The following is a 16,166-nucleotide window of genomic DNA, read 5'->3' as shown; positions in this document are numbered from 1 at the left end:
AGGCTGCATAGCCATGGCGATGGGTGTGGGGCTGCTCGCATTTGCAGGTTCCTCCCTTGCGCAGGAAGTGTCTGATCCTGCCATCACCAGTCCGGCTCCTTCATCCTCGCAGCCTGCCGCCGCACAGGCTCCGAATGCCGCGCCGGTGCAGCAGCCGGTCGAGGCACAGTCGATCCAGCAGCTAGACGCGGTAGCGGTAGCAGAGCCGGCAGCTTCCGAGGAGACACAGAACGGGCTGATCCTGCCGCATGATCTGTCTCCATGGGGCATGTTCATGGCGGCTGACTGGGTGGTCAAATCGGTCATGATCGGTCTTGCCATCGCCTCGCTCCTGACATGGACGATCTGGGTTGCCAAATCGCTTGAGCTTGCCGGTGCGCGCCGCCGTGCCAACAAGGCGCTGAAAGTCATCGGTCATTCGGCAACATTGTCCGACGCGGTTCGGGTTCTGGAAGCCGTGAAAGGTCCAGCCACCGTTCTGGTGCGCGCGGCGGAAGACGAGGTCCGGCTTTCTTCTCCTGCGTTGCCGCGCGTGAGCGGCGAGGGCATCAAGGAGCGCGTTTCCTCGCGCCTCATGCGCATCGAGGCCAAGGCCGTACGGCGCATATCCAAAGGAACCGGTATTCTTGCAACAATCGGTTCCGTCGCACCTTTCGTCGGCCTGTTTGGCACGGTCTGGGGCATAATGAATTCTTTCATCGGGATCAGCCAGGCACAGACGACCAATCTCGCCGTCGTGGCCCCCGGCATCGCCGAGGCATTGCTTGCAACGGCGATCGGACTTGTTGCCGCTATTCCCGCTGTGGTGATCTACAACGTGTTTGCCCGCGCTATTTCAGGTTATCGCCAGCTTTTGGCCGATGCTTCCGCCGGCGTCGAGCGACTTGTAAGCCGCGAGCTCGATTTCAGAACTGCGGGCGTGCATAAAGGCACGCTGCACGCTGCGGAGTAAAAGTCATGGCTGGCAGAATCCGCGAAAGCGATGGTGACGATCTGGAACTGAATCACGAGATCAATGTGACGCCTTTCATCGACGTCATGCTCGTGCTGCTTATCATTTTCATGGTCGCGGCTCCGCTGGCGACGGTCGATGTGAACGTCGATTTGCCTGCGTCGACGGCGGCACCCGCGCCGCGTCCCGATAAACCGATTTATGTGACGCTCAAGGGCGATCTGAGCATCAGTGTCGGCAACGATACGGTAGTGAGGGAAGGACTTGGCTCTGCCCTCGACGGTCTTTCGGAACGTAACAAGGAAGCGCGCGTTTTCTTGCGGGCGGACAAGAATGTCGGCTATGGCGAGCTGATGCGCGTGATGAACCTGCTGCGCGAAGCCGGTTATCTCAAGATTGCGCTGGTCGGACTCGAAACGCTAGGGGCTACATCGCCCGACGACGCCGTTCTTGCTCCCGCTGCGCAGGGAGCAGCGCAATGAGTATTCTTCCGCCCGATCATCCTCCGATAAAGATAGCCTCGCCGGATAGCCATTCTTATCCGCTCTGGCGCGATGCGGGGCGCTGGATCGGTGCGGGCATTATTGTTCTGACCGTGCATGCGGCGGGTGCTTATGCCGTTCATGTGACACAGGAAGATGACCAGCCCGACGGTGGGCAGGTGGCGGCCATGCTCGTAGAGCTTGCGCCTGAACCGATGGCCCCTGCCGAAGAGCAGGTGTCGGAAGTTGCGCAGGAAGAAACCGCTACCGAGCCGGAAGAGACGGTTGAGCCGGAGGATGTTCCTCAAGAGGAACAGAAACCCGAGCCAGAGCCAGAGCCGGAACCCGTCATGGAACCCGTGCAGGAGCCGGAGCCTGTCGATGAGCCGGAGGAAACTATCCCCGACGTGACCGAAGCCCCCATGCCGGAGTTAGTGGTACCTGTTCCGGCGGAAAAGCCAGAAATAAAACCGGAAAAGCCAAAGGTCGAAAAGCCGAAGCCGGAGAAGTCCAAACAGGTTAAACAGGCAGAAAAATCCAAGCCCAAGCCAGTAAAGAAAGCCAAGAAAACGCGGCAGGCAAGTGCGCCGCGCATCGACGCAGATAGCGGTTCGAAGGCCGTAGCCAATCGCAAGGGACAGAGTTCTGTGTCTCCCGGTGCCAGCTCCGCGAAGTGGACGTCCAAATTGCAGGCGCATATGGCGCGCAATGTCCGTTTCCTGCAACGCAAGTCTAGAAATGCCAAGGGGCTGGTTCGGGTGACATTTGTTATTGATCCGTCAGGAAACGTGCTCTCGGCGCGTCTCGCAGGTTCGTCGGGTGATTCCTCAGTCGATCAACTGGCGCTGGAGGCTGCCCGCCGCGCATCTCCGGTACCTGCTCCGCCAACCGCTATGGCCAAGGCGCGCATGCCAATCACCCTACCGTTGCTATTCAAGTAAAGCACCCCCCGAAAGTGGATGTTGGGAAAATCCGGCCTGTTGCTTTGTGACAGGCCGAATTTGTTTTGGCTTATTCGGATGCCAGCGCAACAGCAGGTCGCAGGCGCGAGGCCTTGCGGGCGGGAAGAAAACCGAAAACCAGTCCCGTGGCGAAGGCGCAGGCAAAGGCAAGCAGTACGGGGCCGATGCTAAAGCCAACCGGCATTCCGGCCAATGATAACAGCGCAGCAGCGCCCAAGCCCAGCATCACGCCGAAAGCGCCACCTATGGCCGAAACGGTCAACGCCTCGGTGATGAATTGAAGCAGGATATCGCGCCTGCGTGCACCGGTCGCCATTCGGACGCCAATTTCGCGGGTACGTTCGGTGACGCTGACAAGCATGATGTTCATTACGCCGATACCGCCAACCAGAAGCGAGATTGCTGCGACCGAACCCAGAAACAACGTCATGGTATTAGACATGGCGGTCGCATTGTCGCGAATCGATGACATATTGGTAATCATCGTATCGCGCTGCTTGTGCCGATCATCCAGCAGCGTCTGAATCTGATCCTGCGTGGTGTCGATAAGGTCTGAATCCTTGACCTGCACAGTGATGGTGCGGACATATTTCTGGCCGAAAAGGCGAAGATTGCCGGTCGAAAGCGGTACGATGACGATATCGTCCTGATCAGACCCACCGAAGCCTGCACCTTTCGGTTCCAATGTTCCGATTACCTGAAATGGGATTTTCTGGATCAGAATATGTTGGCCTACCGGATTGCCGCCATCGGGAAACAGGGTTTTCACTATCGTCGCGCCGAGGACGGCGACTGGCGCATAAGCTTCCATGTCGCGTTGCGTAATGAAATCCCCGCTTGCGAGTTTCCACGATTTGGCCTCTGGGAAGGCGGGAACCGTTCCGTTGGCCTGCGATTGGTAATCGATATTGCCCCGCCGCAGGGTGACGCTGCCGGTTACTTCGGGAACGGCGGATTTCACATTGGGCAATTGCAGGATTGCATCCGCATCTTCAGGCACCAGCGTCGCGACAGAACCTGTGCCGCGAAAACCCGGCATGGACGGGCGAATCAGCACCAGATCGGTGCCCATGGCATTGATGCGGTCGAGAATGGAATTCTGCGCGCCGGTGCCGATGGCAAGCATCGTGACGACAGAACTGACACCGATAATGATGCCCAGCAGCGTCAGAATGGTGCGGAATATATTTGCGCGCAAGGCGCGCATGGCCATTTTAACGGCTTCGGAAATATCAGCGATGCGCGCCGCATGACCTGTGGCTTTTTGCCCGAACGCTCTCGCTTCGGAATCGTTGGGTGCATTCCGTTTGACCGTATCGGAAAGGATCTGCCCATCGCGAATCTCGATCACCCGGTCGGCTCGTTCGGCCACTTCGCGAGCATGGGTAATGACGATAATCGTATGGCCTTGCTCGTGCATGGAGCGCAGAAGCGCCATCACGTCTTTGCCGCTTTGGCTGTCGAGTGCGCCAGTCGGTTCGTCGGCAAGGATGATCTGCCCGCCATTCATCAGGGCTCGGGCAATGGACACGCGCTGCTGCTGACCGCCGGAAAGCTGGTTGGGGCGATGGTCGAGCCGGTCGCCCAATTTCAGCGAAGTGAGCAGCTCTGCTGCGCGTTCGTGCCGTTCAACTGCAGGCATGCCCGCGTAAATGGCCGGAACCTCGACATTTTCCTGCGCAGTCGAAGTCGCAATGAGATTATAGCTCTGGAATACGAAACCGAAGGTACGGCGTCGCAATGCAGCGAGAGCATCAGCGTCGAGAGTGGAAACATCTTCACCATCGAGCAGATATTGTCCGCCGGTCGGGCTATCGAGGCAGCCCAGGATATTCATCAGCGTAGATTTGCCCGAGCCGGATGCGCCCATGATAGCGACGAACTCGCCAGCACGAATATCGAGCGATATGCCGTGCAGAACCTCAACGGCAAGATCGCCATTGTGATAGGTTTTGCTGATTTCTTCCAGCTTGATGAGGGGGGTGCCGTTCACTGATGGCCTCATCAGAACAAGCGCATGCTGGATCTACGGCGGCCTTGTGGAGTTGTCTCCGATGCGCTGGTGACGACGACCTGATCGCCTTCCTCAAGCCCGCTCTTGACCTCGGCCTGAACGCGGTTACGCACGCCGATTTCCACAGAGCGTTTTACGACTACACCGTTTGTATCCACTACATCGACGCTGGTCTGCGGTTCTTCACCGCCTTCACGGCTGTGATTGAGGGCTGATGTGGGGACGAGCAGAACATCATCGGCTTGTTCAAGCACGAAATAGACCTGCGCGCTCATATTGATCATGAGTTCGCCGGTGGGATTGGGTACGTCGAACAATGCGAAATAAAGCACTACATTATTGGTGGTTTCCGGCGTTGGCTTGATCTGGCGGAGCGTACCCGTAAAGCGCTTTTCCGGCTGGCCGAGCAGAGTGAAATAGACCGGCATTCCGGGCGTCAATTTGCTGATGTCGGCTTCCGACACTTGTGCTTCCACCGTCATCACTTTGAGATCGGCAACCGTGACGACGGTTGGCGCGCTTTGCACGGCATTGAGGGTTTCGCCTTCCTTCGCGCTCTGATCGACCACGGTCCCGTCCATGGGGCTGTAAATCTTGGTATAGCCGAGGTCCACCTTGTCGCTGGCAAGCTGGGCTTCCTGCTGGCGGATTTGCGCGCCTAGTGCCTTTACATCCGCGTCGGCCATGGCCAGTTCGGCATCCGCCTGATCGATGGTCGATTGCGAGGCGTTGCGGGTTGCGAGAAGCGAGCGCTGGCGGGCCGCATTGGCCTTTTTGAGTGTGAGCTGCGCTTGCTTGCTCAGAAGCTGGGCCCGGAGATTGTCGAGTTGGGCACTTGCGATTTCGACTTTCTTTTCAAAGGGAGAGGGGTCGATCTCCGCCAGGAACTCGCCCTGCTGGACCTGATCGCCGACCTGGACCTGCACGCTTTTGAGCTGGCCGGAAACCTGCGCGCCGACATTAATGCTGCGCAAGGCGTTCAACGTGCCGACGGCGGTGATGGCATTTTCAATATTGCCGCGCGTCACGGCTTCGGCGAGATAGGCATTCTTTTCGCTGCCTGCTTCGTGCGAGCTGAAAAAATACCAGCCCGTGCCCAGAGCAGCTGCGACGATGAGCACCCAAAGCCACCAGCGGCGCTGCTTGCGCCGCGCACGCTTATGTGACGCCGGACGCTGGTCCGCTTGAGAAGAATCGGTAGATTTAAGCACCTTCTAACCCCTGATAGTCAGTCTTTGCGTGGAGCCATGTTCATTCCCCGTTGCAATTCTGATTTACGTAGAAACAGGACAAAATGCACCCGAAAGGCAATGTTTCAGGCGCATTCTTTGTCTGAACAACTGATCTTATCGGGATATTTATGCTTCCCGATAGCAGAATTCATCTTAATTATTTGTCATGCGCTCAATAGTCCTAGAAATAGGGCGCTAAACTACCTGTTTTTAAGTAAAAGCCGGAACTTGTGGCTCCGGCTGCAACTTTAGAGCGGTTTCTGTTTAAACGGATCATTAGAACCGCTCTAAGCCTTTGTTTTNCCGGAACTTGTGGCTCCGGCTGCAACTTTAGAGCGGTTTCTGTTTAAACGGATCATTAGAACCGCTCTAAGCCTTTGTTTTAACGCATTATCCGGACGCAAAATCGCTATGCACTTTTGCTGGAAATGCTCTAGTAACTGAAACTGGTTTCAGGCGGTTCCGGTCGAGCCGAAGCCGCCCGCGCCGCGAGCCGTTTCGCTTATCGTATCGCGTTCGTCGATTATCGGCTGGACGACCGGCGCAAAGACAGCCTGCGCAATGCGCATGCCGCGCTCAATGCGGAAATCGTCGTCGCCTAGATTGACGAGAAGCACCTTCACTTCGCCGCGATAGTCGGAATCAATCGTTCCCGGCGTGTTGAGGCAGGTTATGCCATGCTTGAAAGCAAGGCCGGAGCGGGGGCGAACCTGCACTTCGAAGCCGTGAGGAATCTCAAATATCAGGCCGGTCGGAACAAGTGTGCGGCGACCGGGCAGCAGAACTATCTGCCGGTCTTCGGCTACTGCTGCGCGCAAGTCCATGCCAGCCGAGCCGCTGGTTTCATAAGCGGGAAGCTCAAGGCCCGTCGCGTGTTCGAGGCGGATGACGCCAAGCGTTGGCGCGGAAGAGGATGCTGCGGTCATGAGGGAGCCTTTCCTGCGTGCGTTCAAATTGGCGACGCTCATACGTGAAAACACAACAAAGGTGTACCGTCTATTTGCAGTTTTGCAACGATAGCGGATGACCAGCACGGCTGTCATGCATATTTAACGGTTTTCCAGTGGCACAGCCGTCGTCTCCTTGATTTCTTCCATCACAAAAGATGCAGAGACATCCGATAGGGGTACGCTGGCGATCAGGCGCTGATAAAGACGATCATAGGCTTTCACGTCGGAGACGCGGGCTTTGAGTACATAGTCGAGATCGCCGGTCATGCGATAGACGCCGACGATTTCAGGATGCCGTCCGACGACGCCGCGAAAGCGGGCGAGCCATTCGGGATCGTGACTGGACGTGCGCACCAGAATGAAGACCGACAGGCCGCAGCCGACCATTTCAGCATCGATTAGCGCGACCCGCCCCTTGATGATGCCTTCGTCTTCCATGCGTTTGACCCGCCGCCAGCAGGCATTGCGCGATAGGTGGACACGATCCGAAAGCGAATCGACTGACAATGTGCCATCAATTTGCAGTTCGACCAGAATTTTCTGGTCAATTTCATCCATATTTGCTGCCATGTTGGGATGATTGTCTCAAATAGGTGCAAGAATCAAGTCCAATTTGAGACAAGATTCGCAACTGGAATGATAGAATAGCTCTTCAAGAGTTCGCTTTCATGCGATCGACTGAAACTGTTATTATATTGGGAGATTTTGCAATGAGCACACGCATCATGCGTCTCTTCACGGCACATCCGCAATCGGTCGATGAGACCTATTTTCAGCATATGATGTTTGCAGCAGGTTTTTCAGCGAAATTGTTCGCTGCGGCGTTTGCCGCGCTGATTCATGCAATCCTGCCATTCCTGTTCGAGAAAACGGCAAGCACGATCATTCGTCAGCTTTACGAGCGGACGCATAATCGCGGACGTTGAACGTTTTATCTTTGTATAACCATTAAGCAAAACGGCGGGGTTTCTCCCGCCGCTTCATTATGTGTGAAGAAGCTCAGCCCTGCGCCTTCAGCTCCAGACGGCGGCGATGCAGGACCGGCTCGGTATAGCCGTTTGGCTGTTCGCGACCCTTGAAGACCAGATCGCAAGCGGCCTGGAAAGCGATCGACTTGTCGAAGTCTGCGGCCATCGGACGATAGAGCGGATCGCCTTCGTTCTGCTTGTCGACGACAGTTGCCATGCGCTTCATGGTTTCCATCACCTGAGCTTCAGAAACAATGCCGTGATGGAGCCAGTTGGCGATGTGCTGTGCGGAGATGCGCAGCGTTGCACGGTCTTCCATCAGTCCGACATTGTTGATGTCCGGCACCTTGGAACAGCCGACGCCCTGATCGACCCAGCGCACGACATAACCCAGAATGCCCTGTGCGTTGTTGTCGATTTCCTTCTGGATGTCTTCCGGCGTCCAGTTCGGGCGGGTTGCGACTGGCACCGACAAAATATCGTCGAGGCTGGCGCGTGGGCGGCTCTTGAGTTTTTCCTGAACGGCGGCGACGTCCACCTGATGATAATGAGTGGCGTGCAGGGTTGCTGCTGTTGGGGAGGGAACCCATGCGGTGTTCGCGCCGGCCTTCGGATGCGCGATCTTCTGTTCCAGCATCGCTTCCATCATGTCGGGCATGGCCCACATGCCCTTGCCGATCTGCGCATGGCCCGACAGGCCGCATTCCAGACCGATATCGACGTTCCATTGCTCATAAGCGCCGATCCATGCGGCCTGCTTCATGTCGCCCTTTCGGATCATCGGGCCTGCTTCCATCGAGGTATGAATCTCGTCGCCGGTGCGGTCGAGGAAGCCGGTGTTGATGAAAACGACGCGTTCCTTGGCGGCGCGAATCGCTTCCTTGAGATTGACGGTGGTGCGGCGCTCTTCGTCCATGACGCCCATCTTGAGCGTATTCGGCTTCATGCCGAGCATCTCTTCCGTGCGGGTGAAAAGCTCGTTGGCGAACGCCACTTCTTCCGGTCCGTGCATCTTCGGTTTGACGATATAGACCGAACCTTCACGCGAGTTCAGGTGGCGGCCGTTCGGGCCGATATCATGCAGCGCGATGAGGCTGGTGAAAGCCGCATCCATGATGCCTTCCGGCACTTCGTTGCCTTCAGCATCGAGAATGGCCGGGTTGGTCATCAGGTGGCCGACATTGCGCACCAGCATCAGCGAGCGGCCTTTCAGCGTCAGCGCGGAACCGTCAGCAGCCTTGTAAGAGCGGTCGCCGTTGAGGCGGCGGGTCATCTGGCTGCCGTTCTTTTCGAACGTGTCTTCCAGCTTACCGTTCATCAGGCCGAGCCAGTTGCGATAGACGGCAACCTTGTCTTCGGCATCGACGGCGGCAATCGAATCCTCGCAATCCTGAATCGTGCTGATTGCCGATTCGAGAACCACATCGGCGATGTGCGCGGGGTCAGTCTTACCGATCGGATGATCGGCATTGACGACGATGTCGACATGCATGTTGTTCTTGGCAAGGAGCACATTGGTCGGGGCTGCGGCGTCGCCGTTATAGCCCTTGAACTGGCTTGCATCCTTCAGCGCGGTGGCGGCGCCGTCGGTCAGCTTGATTTCAAGCTTGCCGTCCTTCACCGCAAGACCGGCCACATCGGCCCATTTGCCGGTGCCAAGCGGCGCACTTTCATCAAGGAAACTCTTCGCCCAGGCGATGACTTTTTCGCCACGCTTCGGATTATAGCCCTTACGCTTTTCAGCGCCGTCGGCTTCGGAAATTGCATCGGTGCCGTAAAGCGCATCATAGAGCGAACCCCAGCGCGCGTTGGCGGCGTTGAGCGCATAGCGGGCATTCATGACCGGGACGACGAGCTGCGGGCCAGCGATGTGGGTGATTTCCGGGTCGACATCGGCGGTCGAAACCTTGAACTCGCCGCCTTCCGGCAGAAGATAGCCGATGTCCTTCAGAAACTGTTGGTAGTCGGCCTGGGTGTAGCCTTTATCGCGGTTTTCCTTGTACCAGGCATCTATCTTGGCCTGAATGTCGTCGCGCTTGGCAAGCAAGGTGCGGTTTTTCGGGGCAAGATCACGAATGATGGCGGCAAAGCCCTTCCAGAAGGCATCCGGTTCCACGCCCGTGCCGGGTGCCGCTTCCTTGGCCAGAAACTCCACGAGTTCAGGCGCAACGCGCAAGCCTTCGATCTCGACATAATCACGCATGGATTGGCCTCCTTCAGAATTTCTGCCAGCCCCTGAGGACTGGCTTTCCATATAGTCTTGAACCGCTTTGCAGTGATTTCGTCAACCGTGGTGCGGGCATATCATTTGTGACGCCAAGGCGAAAATAACTGCCCATATGTCCTAGAGTTTCAAACGTGCGCGAATATCGTCTGGCGTCCAGCCCTGTTCGCGTAAGCTTTCAAGGGCGGTGTCTTTGCGGCTTTTGGAAAGTTTGAACCCGTTTTCTGCCAGTATCAGATCGTGATGATGGTAAAGCGGCTCGGGTAAATCGAGCAGCTTCTGCAAAAGCCGGTGAACGGAGGTTGCATGAAACAGGTCGCGCCCGCGCACGATATGAGTGACGCCTTGCAAAGCATCGTCCACCACCACGGAAAGGTGGTAGCTGGTTGGCGTGTCCTTGCGTGCGATCACCACATCGCCCCATCTGGCCGGGTCGGCAGCGATACTGCCGGTCTCACCCTGCGGGCCTGCGCCGCTTTCACGCCAGAACAAAGGCACCCCAGCTGCCGCCAAAGCCTTCTCCATATCGAGCCGCCATGCATAAGGCATGCCAGTCGCCATATGTTCGAGTTGCTGTTGTTCGGTGAGATTACGTTCGCCTTGCGGGTAAAGGGGCGTGCCGTCCGGGTCGGTCGGCCATGGCGTACCCTTTGCGTGCGAATCATTGATGAGGGAGTGTATCTGTGCGCGGCTCAGAAACGCAGGGTAGACCAGGCCCTTATCCGCCAGACGGGTCAGCGCATTGCGATATTCGGAAAAATGCTCGGACTGGCGGCGCACAGGTTCTTCCCATGCAAGGCCAAGCCAGCGCAGGTCGTCATAAATCCCCTGTTCGAGTTCCGGGGTGCAGCGTTCCGTGTCGATATCTTCCATGCGCAACAGAAAACGCCCGGCACTCCCAGATGCCATTTTTGCGTTGAGCAGAGCAGAATAAGCATGGCCCAGATGTAGGCGGCCATTGGGGCTAGGAGCAAAACGGAAGACAGGCTTGGTCATTGTCACGCCGGTTGATTATCGTTCTATTCCATTGATAGGGTGTCTGTGAACAGAATTAAAGGGCCGGATGATGCAACGGATCGATAGTCTGGAAGATATCGGTGAGGGGCTGGAGGCGCTGGTGCGCGCCGATGCACGGCTGGCCGATGTGCGCGCTATCGCCCATGCGGTGCCGCTGCGCCGGTCCACACCGGGCTTTGAAAGCCTCGCATCGATCATTGTCGCCCAGCAGCTCTCCACTGCCAGTGCCGATGCTATCTGGGCGCGGCTCAAACAGGTGATCGATCCGTTGACGCCAGCAGGCTTTATTGCGGGCGGGGAGGAGGCGTGGCGGTTCGCCGGACTTTCGCGCCCCAAGCAGCGTACGCTTTTCACCTTGAGTGAAGCTCTGACCGAGGGTGCGCTCGATTTGCACGGGCTTTGCGATCTGCCCGCCGAGGAGGCAATCGGCCAGCTTACCGTGCTCAAGGGGATCGGGCCGTGGACGGCGGAGGTCTATCTGCTTTTCGCTGCGGGACACCCGGATATTTTTCCGGCGGGTGATGTGGCCTTGCAGGCGGCGGTCGGCCATGCCTTTGCTCAGGACCCACGCCCTGACGCCATCGCCCTGCGCACGCTTGCCCGGCAATGGGCACCGTGGCGCGGTGTGGCGGCGAGGCTTTTCTGGGCTTATTATGCCGCCATCAAGGGTCGCGAAGTCGCTCCGGTTCTGTGAAAAATGACTTCTAGACATGCGCATAAATGCGTTTCTGCTTCACAATCCTGTCATGTCGGGCTTACATTATTTCAGTCGGCTGAGGCGGCGTTTTGATTCGCAGAAAACTGGCTTTTTCGCAGATTGCAGCGCCGTCCCATGAGGTTGGAGCGTTGTTAGCGTACCCATGGGATGCGCGCATGCTCCGTAAATAGCGCAATTCCACGGAAACCGTTTCACACTTTTCCGTGGAATTGTTCTGAAGGAGGTGCGTTTTTGACAGTGCACGTCTCAACTGGGCTTGTCTCAACGGGGGCTGTTTCACAAGGCGGATTGCCCGCCCTTGTTTTGAATGCGGATTACCGTCCGCTGAGTTATTATCCCCTGTCGCTATGGTCGTGGCAGGATGCGATCAAGGCCGTCTTTCTCGAACGCGTTAATATCGTCGCGGAATACGACCACGTTGTATCCTCGCCATCATTTTCCATGCGCGTACCGAGTGTGATTTGCCTGAAGGATTATGTGAAGCCGCCGCGCTATCCGGCCTTTACCCGCTTTAATGTTTTTCTGCGCGACCGCTTCGAATGTCAGTATTGCGGCTCGCCGCACGACCTTACCTTCGATCACGTTATCCCGCGTTGTCATGGCGGCCAGACGACGTGGGAAAATGTCGTGGCCGCCTGCTCCCCCTGCAATCTGCGCAAAGGAGGATTGATGCCTGCAGCCGCCTACATGTGGCCGCGCCAAAAGCCGAGTATGCCTATGGTGCAGGAACTGCACAATAATGGCCGGCTCTTTCCGCCCAATCACCTGCATAAAAGCTGGCTCGATTTCCTTTATTGGGATGTCGAACTGGAGCCTTAATCCTTACCTTTTGCAAATGCCCCGTAATAGCCGATAGCCGCAAACAATGCGCTGGCGATGACATTCCATCCGGCAAATGACAGACCGAGGAAGTGTCCTGGTGCACTGTCGCATGCGGGCGGACGGGTTGAGTTAAGCTCGCTCAGCAGATTGCCTGCATCAAGCGTGACTCTCATGGTCGCTGCGCTGCAATCTTCCGGCCCCGGCCAATATTTCAGCTCGACACCGGTATGATAGACCGCAAGTGCCAAGCCGTAGGTCATCAGAAGCGCGCCGACGAGAATCAGGCCGCGCGTGAGAAGCGGAGGCCATTTGAGGCCGTGGGAAGCCCATGCTGCCGCCAGAACCGGAACGCCGATATAATAGGGCGTGCGCTGTTCAAGGCAGAGCTTGCAGGGCATGTAACCAGCAAGGTGTTCGAAGCCGAGTGCAATTCCGACAGTGGCAGCAAGCCCGACCGTCATGATACCTGCGGTCCAAGCCTGAATTTTGCCGACCGGGTTATTAAGTGAAAATACCATATGGTGTTTCCTGAAATGGCTCTGATTCTTTGTTTTGACGCATTATCCGGGCGCAAGACCGTTTCACACTTTTGCTGGAAATGCTTTAACTCAAGCGTGTAAATATTTTACAGCAAAAAAAAGTCCGATCAGCAAAGCCGCCGCAGCACTCGCAATCAGCGCCAGCCGCTTTTCAATGAATTCGCGAATCGGCTCGCCATAACGCTGCAAAAGCCACGCGAGGAAGAAAAAGCGTGCGCCTCGGGCGACAATGGCCGAAGCAATGAAAAGCCATATATTGATGCCAGCCGCTCCGGCAAGGATTGTCACGACCTTGATCGGCGGCAGATGCGCAAGCCCTGATGTAATGAGCATCAGCAGAATCATGTCCGCGCTGGTCGAGCCGCGCAGTTGCTCGAAAGTGTCGAGCTTGCCATATATTTCCAGCACCGGTTTTGCGATCTGTTCATAAGCATAAAACCCAAGATACCAGCCCGCAATGCCACCGAGAACCGAAGCAATGGTTGCGACAAGCGCATAGCGCCAGGCGCGCTCGGGCCGGGCGAGTGCCATGGGTAGATAGAGCACATCGGCAGGCACGAGAAAAACCGAACTTTCGATGAAAGCAATGATGGCGAGCCACCATTCGGCGGATTTTCTGGCAGCGAGCGAAATCGTCCAATCGTAAAGGCGGCGCAGCATTGATTTTCCGGATTGTTTGGAGAGCCATGGTTCGTTCGCATGGTCTATAAATAAAAAAGGCGGCGTAAACAATGCCGCCGCCTTTTAAGGCCGATTTGCCCTGTATTCAGTTCTTGTAAGCGCTGCAGACATATTTGGTTTCAAGATATTCCTCGATGCCGTATTTCGAACCTTCCCGGCCAAGCCCGGATTGCTTGACGCCGCCGAAGGGGGCGACTTCGTTGGAGATGAGGCCGGTATTATGTCCGACCATGCCATATTCCAGCGCTTCGCTGACACGAATCGCACGGCTGAAATTTTCTGTATAGAAATAAGCCGCCAGTCCGAAAATCGTATCGTTGGCCATGGCGACGGCCTCTTCTTCCGTATCGAAGGCGAAGAGCGGGGCAAGGGGGCCGAAGGTTTCCTCTTTGGCCACGATCATTTCCGACGTGACGCCGGTCAGAATACCCGGCTCGAAGAACAGGCCACCCAATTCCTTGCCGCCAGTGATGAGCTTGGCACCCTTGGAAACCGCATCGTCAATATGTGCCTTGACCTTGGTGATGGCTTTTTCCTCAATCATCGGGCCGATCACGACGCCCGGCTCGGTCCCTTTGCCAACCTTGAGTTCCTTGACCTTGGCGGCGAGCTTTTCGGCAAACTTGTCGTAAATGCCGCGCTGCACATAAATTCGATTGGCACAGACGCAGGTCTGGCCTGCATTACGATATTTCGAAATCATCGCGCCTTCAACCGCCGCATCGAGATCCGCGTCATCAAAAACGATGAAGGGCGCGTTGCCGCCCAGTTCGAGCGAGATACGTTTGATGGTGGGCGCGCATTGCGCCATCAGCAGGCGGCCCACTTCGGTCGAGCCGGTGAAGGAAAGCTTGCGCACAGTATCGTTGCTGGTGAGCTCGGCACCGATATCGCGTGCTTTACCAGTCACGATTTGCAGAACGCCTGCCGGAATGCCAGCCTTTTCGGCCAATACGCCAAGTGCCAGAGCCGTCAGCGGGGTAAGGTCGGCAGGGCGCACGATCATGGTGCAGCCCGCGGCAAGGGCAGGGGCTGCCTTGCGAGTAATCATGGCTGCCGGGAAATTCCATGGGGTGATCGCAGCCGTTACACCGACCGGCTGGCGTATGACGGTCAGGCGCTGGCCATTCTGCGGGGCGGGGATGACGTCGCCATAGACGCGCTTGGCTTCTTCGGCGAACCATTCGATGAATGAGGCGGCATAAAGCACTTCGCCGCGCGCCTCGGCCAGCGGCTTGCCTTGTTCCGAGGTCATGATGAGGGCGATATCATCGGCATTGGCGACGATAAGCTCGAACCATTTGCGCAGTATGCTGGCGCGTTCCTTTGCTGGTTTCGCCGCCCACGCCGGAAGCGCCCGGGCTGATGCAGCGATGACTTCCCTGACCGAATCCACCGACAACGATGGGACAGTGCCAATAAGCGAACCGTCAGCAGGATTGGTGACATCAATGGTGCGGCCATCGGCTGCGTCGGTCCAACGGCCATCGACAAAGCATTGCGATTTGAGCAGCGAACCATCTTTCAAGGCAATCATGACTATTTCTCATCCCCATATTGCATCAGAATTCTGTTCAGTATATTGAACACTGTATGATATATTGAATTAATCAGCTATAAGCACCAAAGTCAATCAATCAAGCGGGTGTCATGAATACAACGATATCGAGCGGGGAGAGTTCCCTGAAGCTGGTCCCGGCGGTGATGCGCGCCGCACAAATTCTGGACCAAATCGCACAGGCAGGCGGAGGAATGAAACTTTCCGATCTTGTGCGCCAGACCGGTCTGCCGAAAAGCAGTGTGCATGGGCTTTGCCACACACTGGTGTATCTTAAGCTTCTAAAACTCAATAGTGACGGCAGTTTTACCATGGGGCCGCAATCGGTGCGCTGGGCCAATGTGTTTCTGGCGAGTAGTGATATTATCGGGGCCTTTCATGCCGCGGTTGTGCAGGAGAAAGAGCTTGATGCATATACCCTGACGCTTTCGCATCTCGAAGGGCCGGAAGTCATTTATCTTTCTTGCCGCAATTCATCGGCGCCACTTGGGATCACCTTCCGCATCGGTATGCGGGTGCCTGCCGTCTTCACGGCTACCGGCAAGGCCATGCTTGCCGCAATGTCTCAGCACGAGCGCATTCGCCACCTTCCTCCAGACTGGCCCGATCCGATCACGCCTGCAAGTGTGCGCTCGGTGCAGGCATTGGGGGTGGAAATAGCGGAAGTGAGTGCGAAAGGCTATTCGCTCGATAATGGCCAGTTGCGTGAAGGTATGTTCTGCATCGGTGCCGCAATATGCGACAGCCAGTCTCGCCCGGTGGCAGGCGTTGCCTTGTCGATGATGGCTGCGGAAGCGCGGCCTGATATTATAGAGGGTATGGGTCAGCGAGTCCGTGCCTTGGCCGACGCGGTGGCAAGACACATGGGATGGAGTACCTTTTGAGCGATTTCAAGGGGGTGCTCATGGGCCAGTCTTCATATTGTCTGGCATCAGAATCGGCGTGGCCAAAACCCTCGATAAAGAGTAAAATCCAACTCTTTCCCCTGTGGAAATAAAAATGTCATTTTTGTTTTTTTGTCGTTGACAGTTTTGGATGTTGGGGTCT

General features: G+C 56.6%; 15 protein-coding genes and 1 pseudogene. 7 read left to right on the top strand and 9 right to left on the bottom strand.

What is annotated here, in order from left to right:
• Positions 1–235: 235 nt before the first annotated feature.
• The 3 genes and pseudogenes from exbB to tolA form a co-directional block, all read left to right on the top strand.
• Positions 236–952 (top strand): annotated as a pseudogene (gene exbB, locus KUG47_RS14410) (tonB-system energizer ExbB); the annotation flags it as partial.
• A gap of 5 nt (positions 953–957) precedes the next feature.
• Positions 958–1,434 (top strand): TonB system transport protein ExbD, encoded by a 477-nt coding sequence (gene exbD / locus KUG47_RS14405; protein WP_217678679.1) that lies wholly within the window; start codon positions 958–960, stop codon positions 1,432–1,434.
• Positions 1,431–2,375, top strand: coding sequence for a cell envelope integrity protein TolA (gene tolA / locus KUG47_RS14400; protein WP_217678678.1), 945 nt, complete (start codon positions 1,431–1,433; stop codon positions 2,373–2,375). Before exbD ends, tolA begins: the two co-directional genes overlap by 4 nt.
• 70 nt (positions 2,376–2,445) lie before the next feature.
• Here tolA and KUG47_RS14395 read toward each other — a convergent pair whose 3' ends face one another.
• The 4 genes from KUG47_RS14395 to KUG47_RS14380 all read right to left on the bottom strand — a co-directional run bounded on the left by KUG47_RS14395 (position 2,446) and on the right by KUG47_RS14380 (position 7,162).
• Positions 2,446–4,401 carry a MacB family efflux pump subunit gene (locus KUG47_RS14395; RefSeq protein WP_217678677.1) on the bottom strand — a complete coding sequence of 652 codons (1,956 nt, stop codon included), beginning with the start codon at positions 4,399–4,401 and terminating at the stop codon, positions 2,446–2,448.
• Positions 4,401–5,621, bottom strand: coding sequence for an efflux RND transporter periplasmic adaptor subunit (locus tag KUG47_RS14390; RefSeq protein WP_217678676.1), 1,221 nt, complete (start codon positions 5,619–5,621; stop codon positions 4,401–4,403). The genes KUG47_RS14395 and KUG47_RS14390 overlap by 1 nt, the downstream gene beginning before the upstream one ends.
• 473 nt (positions 5,622–6,094) lie before the next feature.
• Entirely contained in the window at positions 6,095–6,568 is a 474-nt protein-coding gene (gene dut / locus KUG47_RS14385; RefSeq protein WP_217678675.1) for a dUTP diphosphatase, read from the bottom strand.
• Between the two features lie 123 nt (positions 6,569–6,691).
• Complete coding sequence (locus KUG47_RS14380) at positions 6,692–7,162, bottom strand: Lrp/AsnC family transcriptional regulator (protein WP_217678674.1); 471 nt, start codon at positions 7,160–7,162, stop codon at positions 6,692–6,694.
• Between the two features lie 140 nt (positions 7,163–7,302).
• On the opposite strand from KUG47_RS14380, the gene KUG47_RS14375 reads away from it, so the two are divergent.
• Positions 7,303–7,518, top strand: a complete 216-nt coding sequence (locus KUG47_RS14375) for a DUF6356 family protein (protein ID WP_217678673.1) — start codon at positions 7,303–7,305, stop codon at positions 7,516–7,518.
• A 73-nt stretch (positions 7,519–7,591) separates the two neighbouring features.
• Here the strand turns inward: KUG47_RS14375 and KUG47_RS14370 are convergent, their stop codons facing one another.
• Positions 7,592–9,763, bottom strand: coding sequence for a malate synthase G (locus tag KUG47_RS14370; protein ID WP_217678672.1), 2,172 nt, complete (start codon positions 9,761–9,763; stop codon positions 7,592–7,594).
• A gap of 141 nt (positions 9,764–9,904) precedes the next feature.
• Positions 9,905–10,780, bottom strand: a complete 876-nt coding sequence (gene gluQRS / locus KUG47_RS14365; RefSeq protein ID WP_217678671.1) for a tRNA glutamyl-Q(34) synthetase GluQRS — start codon at positions 10,778–10,780, stop codon at positions 9,905–9,907.
• A gap of 70 nt (positions 10,781–10,850) precedes the next feature.
• Between gluQRS and KUG47_RS14360 the strand changes: the two genes are divergently transcribed.
• Positions 10,851–11,495, top strand: coding sequence for a DNA-3-methyladenine glycosylase family protein (locus tag KUG47_RS14360; RefSeq protein WP_217678856.1), 645 nt, complete (start codon positions 10,851–10,853; stop codon positions 11,493–11,495).
• Between the two features lie 255 nt (positions 11,496–11,750).
• On the top strand, positions 11,751–12,338 hold the full coding sequence (locus KUG47_RS14355) for an HNH endonuclease (protein WP_254799577.1): 588 nt from the start codon (positions 11,751–11,753) through the stop codon (positions 12,336–12,338).
• Here KUG47_RS14355 and KUG47_RS14350 read toward each other — a convergent pair.
• The 3 genes from KUG47_RS14350 to KUG47_RS14340 form a co-directional block, all read right to left on the bottom strand.
• Complete coding sequence (locus KUG47_RS14350; RefSeq protein ID WP_217678670.1) at positions 12,335–12,859, bottom strand: disulfide bond formation protein B; 525 nt, start codon at positions 12,857–12,859, stop codon at positions 12,335–12,337. The genes KUG47_RS14355 and KUG47_RS14350 overlap by 4 nt on opposite strands.
• 90 nt (positions 12,860–12,949) lie before the next feature.
• Entirely contained in the window at positions 12,950–13,540 is a 591-nt protein-coding gene (locus tag KUG47_RS14345; RefSeq protein WP_217678669.1) for a YqaA family protein, read from the bottom strand.
• Between the two features lie 106 nt (positions 13,541–13,646).
• On the bottom strand, positions 13,647–15,098 hold the full coding sequence (locus KUG47_RS14340) for an NAD-dependent succinate-semialdehyde dehydrogenase (RefSeq protein ID WP_217678668.1): 1,452 nt from the start codon (positions 15,096–15,098) through the stop codon (positions 13,647–13,649).
• 113 nt (positions 15,099–15,211) lie between these two features.
• Here KUG47_RS14340 and KUG47_RS14335 point away from each other — a divergent pair, with 113 nt between their 5' ends.
• Positions 15,212–16,003: an IclR family transcriptional regulator gene (locus KUG47_RS14335; protein ID WP_217678667.1), complete on the top strand. Its 792-nt coding sequence runs from the start codon at positions 15,212–15,214 to the stop codon at positions 16,001–16,003.
• The last annotated feature ends 163 nt before the right edge of the window (positions 16,004–16,166 follow it).

The sequence above is a fragment of the Falsochrobactrum tianjinense genome (assembly GCF_019100495.1).
In the GTDB taxonomy this organism is placed as follows: domain Bacteria; phylum Pseudomonadota; class Alphaproteobacteria; order Rhizobiales; family Rhizobiaceae; genus Brucella; species Brucella tianjinense.
The sequence above is the reverse complement of the archived record's forward strand: the minus strand, read 5'-3'. Positions and strand labels throughout refer to the sequence as shown.

Coding starts and splice junctions, on each gene's coding strand:
- exbD (WP_217678679.1), top strand. CDS start 958: ATGGCTGGCAGAATCCGCGAAAGCGATGGTGACGATCTGGAACTGAAT.
- tolA (WP_217678678.1), top strand. CDS start 1,431: ATGAGTATTCTTCCGCCCGATCATCCTCCGATAAAGATAGCCTCGCCG.
- KUG47_RS14395 (WP_217678677.1), bottom strand. CDS start 4,401: ATGAGGCCATCAGTGAACGGCACCCCCCTCATCAAGCTGGAAGAAATC.
- dut (WP_217678675.1), bottom strand. CDS start 6,568: ATGACCGCAGCATCCTCTTCCGCGCCAACGCTTGGCGTCATCCGCCTC.
- KUG47_RS14380 (WP_217678674.1), bottom strand. CDS start 7,162: ATGGCAGCAAATATGGATGAAATTGACCAGAAAATTCTGGTCGAACTG.
- KUG47_RS14375 (WP_217678673.1), top strand. CDS start 7,303: ATGAGCACACGCATCATGCGTCTCTTCACGGCACATCCGCAATCGGTC.
- KUG47_RS14370 (WP_217678672.1), bottom strand. CDS start 9,763: ATGCGTGATTATGTCGAGATCGAAGGCTTGCGCGTTGCGCCTGAACTC.
- gluQRS (WP_217678671.1), bottom strand. CDS start 10,780: ATGACCAAGCCTGTCTTCCGTTTTGCTCCTAGCCCCAATGGCCGCCTA.
- KUG47_RS14360 (WP_217678856.1), top strand. CDS start 10,851: ATGCAACGGATCGATAGTCTGGAAGATATCGGTGAGGGGCTGGAGGCG.
- KUG47_RS14350 (WP_217678670.1), bottom strand. CDS start 12,859: ATGGTATTTTCACTTAATAACCCGGTCGGCAAAATTCAGGCTTGGACC.
- KUG47_RS14345 (WP_217678669.1), bottom strand. CDS start 13,540: ATGCTGCGCCGCCTTTACGATTGGACGATTTCGCTCGCTGCCAGAAAA.
- KUG47_RS14340 (WP_217678668.1), bottom strand. CDS start 15,098: ATGATTGCCTTGAAAGATGGTTCGCTGCTCAAATCGCAATGCTTTGTC.
- KUG47_RS14335 (WP_217678667.1), top strand. CDS start 15,212: ATGAATACAACGATATCGAGCGGGGAGAGTTCCCTGAAGCTGGTCCCG.